Annotated in this window: 13 protein-coding genes; 4 read left to right on the top strand and 9 right to left on the bottom strand. The window is 68.2% G+C overall.

All coding sequences use genetic code 11. The features are described 5' to 3' along the window. Positions 1-45: 45 nt before the first annotated feature. On the bottom strand, positions 46-1,035 hold the full coding sequence (locus tag ACW18C_RS04755; protein ID WP_008263974.1) for a helix-turn-helix transcriptional regulator: 990 nt from the start codon (positions 1,033-1,035) through the stop codon (positions 46-48). A gap of 93 nt (positions 1,036-1,128) precedes the next feature. On the opposite strand from ACW18C_RS04755, the gene ACW18C_RS04750 reads away from it, so the two are divergent. Further along, entirely contained in the window at positions 1,129-1,353 is a 225-nt protein-coding gene (locus tag ACW18C_RS04750; RefSeq protein ID WP_492073094.1) for a hypothetical protein, read from the top strand. A 2-nt stretch (positions 1,354-1,355) separates the two neighbouring features. Here the strand turns inward: ACW18C_RS04750 and ACW18C_RS04745 are convergent, their stop codons facing one another. Beyond that, positions 1,356-2,465: an acyltransferase family protein gene (locus tag ACW18C_RS04745; RefSeq protein WP_492073093.1), complete on the bottom strand. Its 1,110-nt coding sequence runs from the start codon at positions 2,463-2,465 to the stop codon at positions 1,356-1,358. Positions 2,466-2,621: 156 nt separating this feature from the next. Between ACW18C_RS04745 and ACW18C_RS04740 the strand changes: the two genes are divergently transcribed. Next, positions 2,622-2,903, top strand: a complete 282-nt coding sequence (locus ACW18C_RS04740; protein ID WP_492073092.1) for a DUF2442 domain-containing protein — start codon at positions 2,622-2,624, stop codon at positions 2,901-2,903. Between the two features lie 397 nt (positions 2,904-3,300). Here the strand turns inward: ACW18C_RS04740 and ACW18C_RS04735 are convergent, their stop codons facing one another. From ACW18C_RS04735 to ACW18C_RS04705, 7 genes are all read right to left on the bottom strand, one after another. Beyond that, positions 3,301-4,722: an NAD(P)(+) transhydrogenase (Re/Si-specific) subunit beta gene (locus tag ACW18C_RS04735; protein WP_492073090.1), complete on the bottom strand. Its 1,422-nt coding sequence runs from the start codon at positions 4,720-4,722 to the stop codon at positions 3,301-3,303. A 13-nt stretch (positions 4,723-4,735) separates the two neighbouring features. Further along, the gene (locus tag ACW18C_RS04730; protein WP_035307111.1) at positions 4,736-5,002 is read right to left on the bottom strand and encodes a hypothetical protein; all 267 of its coding nucleotides are present in this window, start codon (positions 5,000-5,002) and stop codon (positions 4,736-4,738) included. Then, entirely contained in the window at positions 4,999-5,334 is a 336-nt protein-coding gene (locus ACW18C_RS04725; protein WP_008261129.1) for an NAD(P) transhydrogenase subunit alpha part 2, read from the bottom strand. Before ACW18C_RS04725 ends, ACW18C_RS04730 begins: the two co-directional genes overlap by 4 nt. A 3-nt stretch (positions 5,335-5,337) precedes the next feature. Then, positions 5,338-5,568, bottom strand: coding sequence for a hypothetical protein (locus ACW18C_RS04720; RefSeq protein WP_154726554.1), 231 nt, complete (start codon positions 5,566-5,568; stop codon positions 5,338-5,340). Then, the gene (locus ACW18C_RS04715; protein WP_492073086.1) at positions 5,565-6,698 is read right to left on the bottom strand and encodes a Re/Si-specific NAD(P)(+) transhydrogenase subunit alpha; all 1,134 of its coding nucleotides are present in this window, start codon (positions 6,696-6,698) and stop codon (positions 5,565-5,567) included. The genes ACW18C_RS04720 and ACW18C_RS04715 overlap by 4 nt, the downstream gene beginning before the upstream one ends. Before the next feature lie 94 nt (positions 6,699-6,792). Next, positions 6,793-7,065: an aa3-type cytochrome c oxidase subunit IV gene (locus ACW18C_RS04710; RefSeq protein ID WP_035307105.1), complete on the bottom strand. Its 273-nt coding sequence runs from the start codon at positions 7,063-7,065 to the stop codon at positions 6,793-6,795. A gap of 63 nt (positions 7,066-7,128) precedes the next feature. After that, a complete protein-coding gene (locus tag ACW18C_RS04705) occupies positions 7,129-8,937 on the bottom strand; it encodes a M3 family oligoendopeptidase (RefSeq protein ID WP_492073083.1) in 1,809 nt (602 codons plus the stop codon). 103 nt (positions 8,938-9,040) lie between these two features. Between ACW18C_RS04705 and ACW18C_RS04700 the strand changes: the two genes are divergently transcribed. Together ACW18C_RS04700 and ACW18C_RS04695 are read left to right on the top strand one after the other, a co-directional pair. After that, positions 9,041-9,526 carry a DUF1203 domain-containing protein gene (locus ACW18C_RS04700; protein WP_492073081.1) on the top strand — a complete coding sequence of 162 codons (486 nt, stop codon included), beginning with the start codon at positions 9,041-9,043 and terminating at the stop codon, positions 9,524-9,526. A 76-nt stretch (positions 9,527-9,602) separates the two neighbouring features. Further along, positions 9,603-11,384 carry a DUF4153 domain-containing protein gene (locus tag ACW18C_RS04695; RefSeq protein WP_492073079.1) on the top strand — a complete coding sequence of 594 codons (1,782 nt, stop codon included), beginning with the start codon at positions 9,603-9,605 and terminating at the stop codon, positions 11,382-11,384. Positions 11,385-11,493: the final 109 nt, after the last annotated feature.

Here is an 11,493-nt window from a genome sequence, read left to right as displayed (position 1 = left end):
GCCTGCGATAGCGAGGGCCGGCGACAGCGTCACCTTAAGCCTTCGTCATCCGCGAGCCGCGTCCAGAGCGCGCCCGGCCGCCGCCAGTTCCCCGGCCATGACGGCCTTAAGCCGCTCGGGCGCCAGGATCATGGCCTGTTCGCCCCAGGTGAACAGGTGCCAGGCCAGTTCGCGCATGCCCGAGGCGCGGAACCGCACGATGACGGCGCCGTCCGCCTGATCCTCGAACGACTGGGTCGGGTGCCAGCGCCAGCTCTTCGCCTCGGCCGCACCCTCAGGGGCGATACGCAGCACCACGTCCTCGATCTCGTCCTGATAGATGCCGAAGGACTGGCTGGCGAAGACGCCCAGGTCGAAGTCGGCGGGCGGAACCGCCACCCCGTCCTGCGGGGCGACATGGCTCATCCGGTCCAGGCGGAAGGTCTGGATGCGGCCCGTCTCGCGGTCGGCGGCGACCAGATAGTTGGCCCGGCCGAACATGACGCCGCAGGGGGCGACGGTCCGCCGGCGCGGCTCGGCGCCCGGTCGGGAATAGGTGAAGCCCAGCGGCTGCTGCGCCAGCACCGCCCCGCGAATGGCGGTCAGCATGGCCTCGTCCGCCGAGGGACGAGGTCCAGCCTGGACGGCGATGGTTTCGGCCCGGACCAGGGCCTCCAGATCCGGGGCCATTCGGTTCAGGGTCGTGGAGCGCATCGCCGCCTTCAGCTTGCGCTCCAGCGCCTCCAGCGCCGCCGCGCGGGCCGGTTCGCCGGCGGCGCGCAGGGCCGAGGCCGCCTTGGCCAGTTCCAGCATCTCGGTCGCGGTCGGCGCCTGTTCGAAGGCGGACAGGCCGCCGCGGATGCGCCAGCGTTTCGACGGCGGATCCGACACCTCCTCCACCTGGGGGAACAGCATGAGGACGGCGTCACGCATCCGTTCGGCGGTGCGGCGGCCGACGCGCATGTCGCGCGCCATCTCGTCGATGGTCAGGCCTTCGGCGCTGGCGGCCATGCGCCGCGCCAGGTCGATCACCATGGCCGCCTTGTCGTGTCTCACCGCCGCCCCTGAAATGATACGTCCGTTTCTGACGCAACAGTGCGCCATAACACCATCATCGACAAGAGGCCGACCGCTTCAGGAGATCATCAAATGGCTCGCTTCCAACCGAACACCGCCGTCAACGCCAACCGCTATCTGATCGTGCCGTGCGAGGCCGACGGATCGTCGGACCTGGCCGTCATCTGGGATCGGCAGGAGGAACAGGTGGTGGACGTCATCTCCGCCGCCGCCATCGCCCGCTATTCGGACGAAGACGCCCTGTGGGACGAGGCGCGGTCGGACCCGGCGGAAACGCCCTGGCTGATGGCGGCCTGAATTCAGGCGGCCTTGGGCTTGGTCCAGCGGTCGATCAGGCGCTGGGCCGGGCGTTCGACCCGATTGTGCGCCACGACCGCGATCAGGACGATGAAGCCGAACAGGCCGAGCGCGAACAGGTCGTTCAGCCAGACCGAGCCAAAATCGACGCGCCGTCCACCCGGCATCCAGTCCAGCTTGCGCGCGATGATCAGCATCACGGTCAGGATGAACATGTGGACCATGTAGATAGAGAAGGACCAGCGCCCCAGCGTCACGAGCGCCGGATGGTCCAGCAGCCGCGACACCCGTCCCTCCTCGCCCGCGAACACCCAGACCAGGACGACGAAGACCAGGGTGACGGCGACCGTCACCGGCCCCTCGGCCCAGGCCACAAAGAGGCATACGGCGACGACGGCCGCGATCTCCAGCCCAGTGGCGGCCAGTCCCTTCAGGCGCGGGATGTTCATCCATAGACCCTGCAACAGGCAGCCCAGGAAGAAGCCGTAGACCGCCCGCGGCACGGCGAAGTCATAGGTGGTGTTCATCCAGCGCCGGGCGTAGCTGACCACCAGAACGCCGCCGATGATCGCGAGCACCAGGCCGATCCAGCGAAACCGCTTGGGCGCCACCAGCACCAGGCCGGCGAAGATCAGATAACAGGCCCATTCGGCGCTCAGCGTCCACGACGGCCCGTTCCAGGTCAGATGCGGATGGACGTGCCAGGCCTGGATCAGGGCCAGATTGGTGAAGATCGCCCACACCGACCGGTCCCCGGTAAACGGCGCTGCACTATCGAAATGGAAGGCCAGCCGCGCCAGCTCCAGGCCGACATAGGCCGCCAGCATCAGCACGTGCATCGGCCAGATCCGCCCGAACCGCCGCACCATGAACCGGCCGGCGTCCGCCCCCGTCTTCAGCCGCTCGGCATAGGCATGGGCGATGACGAAGCCCGACAGGACGAAGAAATAATCGACGAACAGATAAGCGTGCTGAATGAAGTCCCAGGTCCGCCAATGGCTGGCCACCGGCATGTGGAACATGACGACCAGGATGGCGCACACCCCGCGCAGGGAATCGAGCGCCTCAAAACGGCGATGGGCGACGGGGGCAGGTTTGGACAGCGTGTTCACGGATGCGTGATAGCGCCGGTCAAGCTCGGGCGATAGAGGTTTCAGCGGTTGGCGAGACGATGGGCGGCGAGGAGTGACAGCCTCCCTCTGCCGTCATCCTAGGCCTAGTGCCTAGGATGACGGCTGTGGGGTGGTTCAGGATCGAGGGTCTGTCGGATGACTGAGATCAAGATGGTCCGGGCCCGCCGCGTTCGGGCATTGGCCGACCACCGACTGGAGATCGTGTTCGACGACGACACCCTCGGTGTCATCGATCTAAGCGAGTTCACAGCCCTGGGGCCGATGACCGAACCCTTGAAGGACCCCGCCTTCTTCGCCCGCGTCTTCGTCGAAATGGGCGTTCCGACCTGGCCCAACGGCTGCGACATCGATCCGATCAATGCGCACAGTCTGATGCGTGAGGCAGGGACGTTGCGGCCGGTGAGCGAGGCGGCTTAGCCGTCAATCTCTGCCTTCGTAAAGCGCCTCACAAGAACGCCTTGCTCGCAGACGGCGTGCTTTCGAACGAGGCGCGTGTCACCGCCATTTTTGCGAGCACTAGGACTGTCTCTAGATACACTTCGAAAAATGACAGGATCAACTCGCCAGAGTTCAAACCCTCCCGACTCGTCCTCGAAAGCGCCGTAGACGTCATCAAGGCGGGGTAGCATGGCCGCTGTGACACCTATTGAGTCATTCTTAGGTGCCGCCGCTTTGATAACTGCTCGGCGTCCTTCCCACTCAACTTCGTTGGAATTGAGCTTGAGCCGCTTGGCTCCAACCAACTCGGCGATCCGTCCCCCAATTCTAAGACCATAAGCACGGCCCGCAGCGCCGCTCTCGCGGGTTTGTGACATCACAGCGCCTTCACGATCCCCTCGACCATCTTCTTGGCGTCGGCGAACAGCATCATGGTGTTGTCGCGGAAGAACAGCTCGTTCTCGACGCCCGCATAGCCCGAGCCCATGCCGCGCTTGATGAACAGCACGGTCCCGGCCTTTTCCACGTCCAGGATCGGCATGCCGTAGATCGGCGACTGGGGGTCGGTCTTGGCGGCGGGGTTGGTGACGTCGTTGGCGCCGATGACGAAGGCGACGTCGGCGGTGGCGAACTCGGCGTTGATGTCCTCCAGCTCGAACACCTCGTCATAGGGGACGTTGGCCTCGGCCAGCAGAACGTTCATGTGGCCGGGCATCCGGCCGGCGACGGGGTGGATGGCGTATTTCACCTCGACCCCTTCCTCCTTCAGCTTGTCGGCCATTTCACGCAGCGCATGCTGGGCCTGGGCCACGGCCATGCCGTAGCCGGGCACGATGATGACCTTGGACGCATTCTTCATGATGAAGGCGGCGTCCTCGGCCGAGCCCTGTTTGACGGGCCGGGTCTCCTTGGCGCCAGCGGGACCGGCCGCGGCGTCCGCGCCGCCGAAGCCGCCCAGGATGACGCTGATGAAGCTGCGGTTCATGCCCTTGCACATGATGTAGCTCAGGATCGCGCCGGAACTGCCGACCAGGGCGCCGGTGATGATCAGGGCGATGTTCTCGAGCGTGAAGCCCAGGGCCGCCGCCGCCCAGCCGGAATAGGAGTTCAGCATCGACACCACCACCGGCATGTCGGCGCCGCCAATGGGGACGATCAGGGTCGCGCCCAGCACCAGGGCAATCAGGAAGACGCCCCAGAAGGCCCAGGTCGCCGCCCCGCCGGTGCCGATCAGAATGCCGATCAGGAAGACCAGGCCCAGACCCAGGCCGACATTGATCAGGTGCCGCGCCGGCAGGATGATGGGCGCACCCGACATATTGCCGTTCAGCTTGGCGAAGGCGATGACCGAGCCGGTGAAGGTGATGGCCCCGATGGCGACGCCGAGCGACAGCTCGATGATCGACAGGGTTTTGATGCCCGTCCCGTCCTCGGACAGGATTCCGAAGGCCTCGGGCGCATAGACGGCGCCGATGGCGACCAGGCAGGCGGCCATGCCGACCAGGCTGTGGAAGGCGGCGACCAACTGGGGCATGTCGGTCATGGCGACGCGCCGCGCGATCAGGGCGCCGGTCCCGCCGCCGACGATGACCCCGCCCGCGATCAGGGCCAGGGTCACGGTGTCCAGAGCCCCGGTGGTTCCCAGGGTCAGCAGGGTCACGCCGATGGCCAGGGCCATGCCGATCATGCCGAAGGTGTTGCCCTGGCGGCTGGTCTCGGGGCTGGACAGGCCGCGCAGCGACAGGATGAACAGGACGCCGGAAACCAGATAGGCCAGTGCGGCCAACGATGCGTTCATCACGCCCCTCCCCTCAAGACGTGCGCGCCAGCCGCCACAGGGCGGCGGCGATGAACAACGGGCCGATGAAGAACAGGGCCCATTCGAAAACACCCAGCGGCCGCTCCTGGCTCACGACCCGGACCAGTATGGCCGAGAAGACCAGGGCGATGCCGCAGTCGTGCAGCCGCTGACGCTTCAGCGGCAGTTTCGTCCCGAACCAGCCGTACAGCCACAGGCCGAAGCCGACGCCGGTGGCGATCCAGGAGCCGGTTATGGCGATCTGGGCGGGGTCGATCATGCCGCGCCCTTGGGAGCCGGCCGCTCCTTCTTCTTGTACATGGCCAGCATCCGCCGGGTGACCATGAAGCCGCCGAAGATGTTGACGCTGGCCAGGGTCACGGCCGCCACACCCGCGCCCTTGGCGATCCAGGCGCTGGGGCCGGTGACGTCGCCCGACACAGCCGCCGCCGCAATCAGGCCGCCGACGATGATGACGCTGGACACCGCATTGGTCACGGCCATCAGCGGCGTGTGCAGGGCTGGGGTCACGCTCCAGACCACGTAATAGCCGACAAAGATGGCCAGGACGAAGATGGCCAGGCGGAAGACGGTGGGATCGACGTGTTCCATAACCTATGTCCTGCTCTCGGCTCGCTCAAGCTCGCCAACACGCTGCCGGCCCTCCAGCGCCTCAATCCGCTTGGCGAGTTGTAAGTTGGACCGCGCCAACGCCGCGAGGATGACGAACGGCACCACGATCAGCGCCATTTGTACATCTGCGTCGGGGCGCCAAATCGTTAGACCGGCCAGGATCACGGTCATCCCGACGCAAAGACCAAGATAGACTTTGAGTTCGGTAATCATCCCCGCACCCCTTCATGCACCACGGCCCCGCCGTGCGTCACAACGGCCGCCTTCAGGATCTCGTCCTCCAGATCGACCGCCAGAACCCCGTCCTTGATCATCAGCTCCACGAAGGCCGTCAGGTTGCGGGCGTACAGGGCGCTGGCGTCGGCGGCGATGCGGCCGGGCAGGTTGGACCAGCCGACGATGGTCACGCCGTTCGCCGTAGTCACGACCTCGTTCAGCTTCGAGCCCTCGACGTTTCCGCCCGCCTCGACCGCCAGATCGACGATGACCGAGCCCGGCTTCATCGAGGCCACATGGGCCGCCGTCAGCAGCACCGGCGCGGCGCGGCCGGGGATCAGGGCGGTGGTGATGACGATGTCCTGCTTGACCACATGGCTGGCGGTCAGTTCGGCCTGTTTGGCCTGATATTCGGGCGACATCGGTTTGGCGTAGCCGCCGGCGGTCTGGGCGTTCTTGAACTCCTCGTCCTCGACGGCCAGGAATTTGGCGCCCAGGCTTTCGACCTGTTCCTTGGTGGCGGGGCGGACGTCGGTGGCGGTGACGACGGCACCCAGCCGCCGCGCCGTGGCGATGGCCTGAAGCCCGGCGACGCCGACACCCATGACGAAACATTTGGCGGCGGCGACCGTGCCGGCCGCCGTCATCATCATCGGGAAACCCTTGCCATAGGCATAGGCCGCCTCGATCACCGCCCGGTAGCCGGCCAGATTGGCCTGGGACGACAGCACGTCCATGACCTGGGCGCGGGTGATGCGGGGCACGAACTCCATGGCGAAGGCGGTGGCGTTGGCGCCGGTCAGGGCCTCGACCGTGGCCTTGTCGCGCCAGGCGTCCAGCATGGCGATGACGATTGCGCCGGGCTTGAGCGCGCTGGTCTCTTGGGCCGTCGGGCCGCGCACCTTCAGCACGATGTCGGCGCCGTCCAGCACCGCGCGGGTGTCGGGCTTCACCGCCGCGCCGGCGGCGGCGTAGTCGGCGTCGGGAATGGAGGAGCCCAGGCCGGTCCCGGCCTCGACCGTGACGGTCGCGCCCAGGGCGATCAGCTTCTTGACCGTCTCGGGCGTGACGGCGCAGCGCGTCTCGCCTTCGCGACGTTCACGGGTGGCGGCGATAGCGACGGCCAAGCGAATCCCCTTGTTCCTGTATGGGACGCGAGACTAGGCCGGTTCCGAAGACGCCGTCAAAGCGCGTCGTTATTGCATCGTTGCGGACGGGGGCTCAGTGGCCCGCGTCGGCCTTGGGCTTCAGGGCGAAGAAGCCGACGCCCCCCAGCACCACTGCGCCGGCCAGGGCCGCCATCAGGTTGCCGCCCGGATGGAACCACAGGGTCAGGAACAGCAGCAGGCAGGCCACGGCCAACGAGCCCCATTTGGCCAGATCCATGAACAGCTTGAAGGTCGCCGCCTGTTCATTGATCTGCATCCCGCCCCGGACATAGGCGGTCGCGTCGGCGTCTGCCTCGGCGGTGGCGGGATTGTGAGCGTCGGCCATGAGAACTCCCTCGGTCTTGTCGTTGAGGCGACTATAGCGCGGGTTCAGCCGGGCGCCAGCCTCTCACCCCAGCGCTTCGAACTGATCCACCAGACGTTCCAGCCGCTTGCAGCCCACGCTCCAGAAGGCCGGATCGCGCGGATTGAGGCCGAAGGGCTTCAGCGCCTCGACATAGGTCTTGGCCCCGCCCCCGGCCAGCAGATCGCGGTACAGGGGCGTGAACCCGGCCGGATCGGCCCGCCGCGCCTCCATCAGCGCCGCCACCAGCAGGTCGCCGAAGGCGTAGGCGTAGACGTAGAAGGGCGAGTGGACGAAGTGGCTGACATAGGCCCACCAGTGCTCATAGCCGGGGTTTAGCGTCACCGCCGGCCCCAGCGAGGCGCCCATCTCGGTCAGCCACAGCTCGTTGATCCGCTGCTGCGAGACCTCGCCCTTCTGGCGCTCGTCGTGGAAGCGGGTCTCGAACCGGTGGAAGGCGATCTGGCGCACCACCGTGTTCAGCCCGTCCTCGATCCGTCCGGCCAGCAGGCCGCGCTGCTCGCGCTTGGGCGCCGTCGCCAGCAGACGGTCGAACGTCAGCCCCTCGGCGAAGATGGAGGCGGTCTCGGCCAGGGTCAGCGGCGTATCGGCCAACAGGGTGCCCTGGTCCGCCGCCAGGGTCTGGTGCACCCCGTGGCCCAGTTCGTGGGCCAGGGTCAGGACGTCGCGCCGCTCGCCCATCCAGTTCAGGAAGACATAGGGGTGGCGGTCGGCGGTGACCGGGTGGGCGTAGGCGCCCGATTGTTTGCCCGGTCGGGCCCGGCCGTCGATCCACGGCTTGTCGAAGAAGCCGGCGGCGCGCTCCGCGAACTCGGCCCCAAGGTCGGAGAAACTGTCCAGCACGATCTCGCGCCCCTGGCTCCAGGTGAAGGCGCGCGGGGCGGTGGTCTCGATCGGGGCGTTGCGGTCCCAGTGGTCCAGCCGCGCCTTGCCCATGGCCTTGGCCTTCAGCGCATAATAGCGGTGCGACAGCTGCGGATAGGCGGCGGCGACGGCCTCGGCCATGGCGTCCACCGCCTCGCCGTCGACCTCATTGCCCAGGTGGCGGCTGTCGGCGGGGCGTTTGAAGCCGCGCCAGCGATCCTCCATCGCCTTGTCGGCGGCGACCGTGTTCAGCACCAGGGCCAGGGTCGGGGCGCGGACGGCCAAAGCCTCCGACAAGCCCTCGGCGGCGGCCCTGCGCCGCGCGGGCTTGGCGTCCGACAGCCGGTTCAGGGCCTCGGCCAGGGTCAGGCTTTCATTCCCGGCCTTGGCGCGCAGCGCCGCCAGCTGTTCGTCGAACAGGCGCGGCCACTGGGCCGTGATCGGGCCGCGCTCGGCGATGAAGGTCTCAAGCTCGCTGGACAGTTCGTGCGGCTTCATCGCCCGCACCCGCCGCAGCCACGGCCGCCAGCGCGATGCGCCGGCGTGGGCAGTCAGGGCGGCCTCCAGGGCGGCGTCGTCGATCTGGTTGATCTCCAGCGTCAGCCAGACGGTCGGGGTGGCGATGGCGGTGATCTTCTCGCGCACATCGGCCTCGAACCCCTGCGCCCCCGCGTCGTCCCGCGCCGTCGAGGCCGACAGGAAGGCGTAGGCGCCCAGGGCGCCCAGCACGTCCGACGCCTGTTCATACAGGCTGATCGCCCGATCCAGCGCGGCGCCCAAGGACGCCGGATCGCCGCCCTGCCCGGCCAGCCGGCCTTGCAGGCCGTTCATCTCGTCCACCAAGGCGCGGGCCCTGGCCAGGTCGGCGGCGATCCGGACGTCGTCGCGCGAGCCATAGAGATCGGTCAGGTCCCACAGCGGGGCTTCCGCAGGTTCTGACTGGGGCGGGGCTTTGAAGGGGGCGTTCATGCCGCCTTTGTGGGGGCGCGGCGAGGCCGATGCAACGGCCGGAAGCCGCCAGACGGCGCGCGCGGATCGTCGCAAGCAGAGGACCTCAACCCGGAGATCCCGCATGACCTACCGTATCCAAGCCCTGCCCCTGGCGCCCTTCACGCCCTATTTCGCCATGTCCGATAAAGACTTAGCCGCCGTCGGCGCGCGCCGGTGGGTCGCCGACGCCCCCGGCCGCGCCCCCTGCCGGGTCAGTCTGCGCGACGCCGACGCCGGCGAAGCCCTTGTGCTGGTCAATCACGCCCATCTGACCGACCCGACCTCGCCCTATCGCGCCGCCGGGCCGATCTTCGTGCGCGAGTCGGCGGTGGAACAGGCGCCGATCACCGGACCGGCGCCGGAGATGCTGACCAAACGGCCGCTGTCGCTGCGCCTCTATGACCGGCGCAACATGATGCTGGAGGGGCTGGTGATCGACGGCGCCGATCTGGACGCGCGGCTGGCCGAGGCGTTCGACCATCCGACGCTGAACCAGATCCACATCCATTTCGCCCCCCGCGGCTGTTATCTGGCGCGCGCCTGCCGGATCGAGGCGACGCTTCCCTGACCGCCCCCGCTTCGGTTAGATGGCGCGCCCAGGTCGGTCGCCCACTCGGGCCCCGAGCCGGGCAAAAGGGCGCGTCATGACCACCGAAGCGGCGAATATTCTCGGCACGGGCTGGGGCGGGACCACGCCGGACGGCGACCGCCGCCGGATCGCCATCGTGCGGCTGGCCGTCGGCCTGTTGCAGGGGATCGTCCTGTACCTGCTGCTGCGCGCCACCGAGGGCGACAGCGCCAGCTGGTCGCAGCGCCATCCCGACCTGTTCGCGCCGGCCCTGCTGACCGCCCTGTTCCTGCCCGCCGTCCTGCTGTCCGGCGTCGGCAAGCTGAGGCTGTGGGTCTATGTGGTCTGGAGCCTGATCGCAGGTTTGGTGCTGGCCCTGCTGGCCTGGCACGACATCGCCCGTCAGGCCGACGGCGCCCGCGAGGCGACCTTCCCCCTGTTCGTCTTCGCGGCGGCGGCCCTGTTCATCGCCCATCATCTGGTCGTGCCGGCAGACCGCGAGCGCCGGCTGGCGGCCTCCTACCCGGCCTATTTCGACGCCGCCTGGATGGCGGGGGTGCAGGGGGTGCTGTCGGTCGGCTTCGCCGGCGCCTTCTGGCTGCTGCTTCTGCTCGGGGCCAGCCTGTTCAAGATCATCGGGCTGAGCTTTCTCAGCGACCTGCTGCAAGAAAGCTGGTTCTCCCTGCCGCTGACCGGCCTGGCCTTCGCCACGGCGGTGCATCTGACCGATGTGCGCGACGGTCTGATCCGGGGCGTGCGGACCGTGGCCCTGATGCTGTTGTCCTGGCTACTGCTGGTCATCACGGTGCTGGTCGGCGGCTTCCTGCTGGCCCTGCCCTTCACCGGCCTGGACGGCCTGTGGGAGACGGGCAGCGCGACGGCCCTGGTGTTGTCGGCGGCGGCCGCCCTGATCGTGCTGATCAACACCGCCTACCAGGACGGCCGTCCCGACCATCGCCCCCCGGTGGTGCTGCGCTACGGCGTCCGGGTCGCCTCGGCCCTGATCGCGCCCCTGATCGGCCTGGCCTTCTGGGGCCTGGCGCTGCGGATCGGTCAGCACGGACTGACGCCGGATCGGATCATCGCGGCGGCCTGCGCTGTGATCGGCGCGGTCTATGGCCTGGGTTATCTGTTCGCCGCCGTCCGCCCCGGCCCCTGGATGAAGCCGCTGGAACCGACCAACATCCTCGCCGCCGTCCTGTCGGTCGCGGTCATCCTGGCCCTGTTCAGCCCCTTGGCCGACCCGGCGCGACTGTCGGCCAAGGACCAGGTCGCGCGGCTGGAGCGCGGGGCCGTGGCGGCCAAGGATTTCGACTTTGACTTCCTGCGGTTCGAGAGCGGCAAGGCGGGGCTGGCGGCCCTGGACCGGCTGACGCGGTCGCCCGACGCCAAGACGGCCGAACTGGCGCGCGCGGCCAGGGCCCGTGAGGAACGGTCGGGCTATTCCGTTCAGGACCGGAACGAACGGCTGGCGGGCATCCGGATCCAGCCGGTCGACGGCCAGACGACCCCGCCCAGCTTCACCGCCCAGCTGGGTCGCCAGGACGCCCTGATGTACACCTGCAACAGCGAGGCGCCCTGCCGCCTGCGCACCCTGGACCTGGACGGCGACGGCCGGGTCGAGGTTCTGCTGGCGGCGCCGGGGTCCATCATGGCTTTCGCCCAGGACGCCGGGGGGCAATGGTCGCAAACCGGATCCTACAGCGTCATGTGCGGGAAGGCATCGCCGAACGACCTGCCCAAGGCCTTCGCAGAGGCTGTGACCGTCGCCCCCGCCAGCCTGCCGGACCTGGTCGTGGGCGATCAGACGCTGAAGGCCCAGCCGCAAATTCGGTGCGCGACGGCGTCACCCGGTTAACGTCCCGGTCACCACGCCCTCTCACCCGATTTTCACCTCGTCCCCCTAGAAATCGTCCCGAAACGGGCCAGTCCGCACCACGGGCGGCCTATCGGTGATGACAAGGGGC

It is taken from the genome of Brevundimonas sp. FV1ye7S, assembly GCF_058680995.1.
This window is presented reverse-complemented; position numbering and strand designations above follow the sequence as displayed.

What these genes read in the sequence shown, in the direction of transcription:
- ACW18C_RS04750 (WP_492073094.1), top strand. Translation starts at nt 1,129, where the DNA reads ATGGCTCGCTTCCAACCGAACACCGCCGTCAACGCCAACCGCTATCTG.
- ACW18C_RS04740 (WP_492073092.1), top strand. Translation starts at nt 2,622, where the DNA reads ATGACTGAGATCAAGATGGTCCGGGCCCGCCGCGTTCGGGCATTGGCC.
- ACW18C_RS04735 (WP_492073090.1), bottom strand. Translation starts at nt 4,722, where the DNA reads ATGAACGCATCGTTGGCCGCACTGGCCTATCTGGTTTCCGGCGTCCTG.
- ACW18C_RS04730 (WP_035307111.1), bottom strand. Translation starts at nt 5,002, where the DNA reads ATGATCGACCCCGCCCAGATCGCCATAACCGGCTCCTGGATCGCCACC.
- ACW18C_RS04725 (WP_008261129.1), bottom strand. Translation starts at nt 5,334, where the DNA reads ATGGAACACGTCGATCCCACCGTCTTCCGCCTGGCCATCTTCGTCCTG.
- ACW18C_RS04720 (WP_154726554.1), bottom strand. Translation starts at nt 5,568, where the DNA reads ATGATTACCGAACTCAAAGTCTATCTTGGTCTTTGCGTCGGGATGACC.
- ACW18C_RS04710 (WP_035307105.1), bottom strand. Translation starts at nt 7,065, where the DNA reads ATGGCCGACGCTCACAATCCCGCCACCGCCGAGGCAGACGCCGACGCG.
- ACW18C_RS04705 (WP_492073083.1), bottom strand. Translation starts at nt 8,937, where the DNA reads ATGAACGCCCCCTTCAAAGCCCCGCCCCAGTCAGAACCTGCGGAAGCC.
- ACW18C_RS04700 (WP_492073081.1), top strand. Translation starts at nt 9,041, where the DNA reads ATGACCTACCGTATCCAAGCCCTGCCCCTGGCGCCCTTCACGCCCTAT.
- ACW18C_RS04695 (WP_492073079.1), top strand. Translation starts at nt 9,603, where the DNA reads ATGACCACCGAAGCGGCGAATATTCTCGGCACGGGCTGGGGCGGGACC.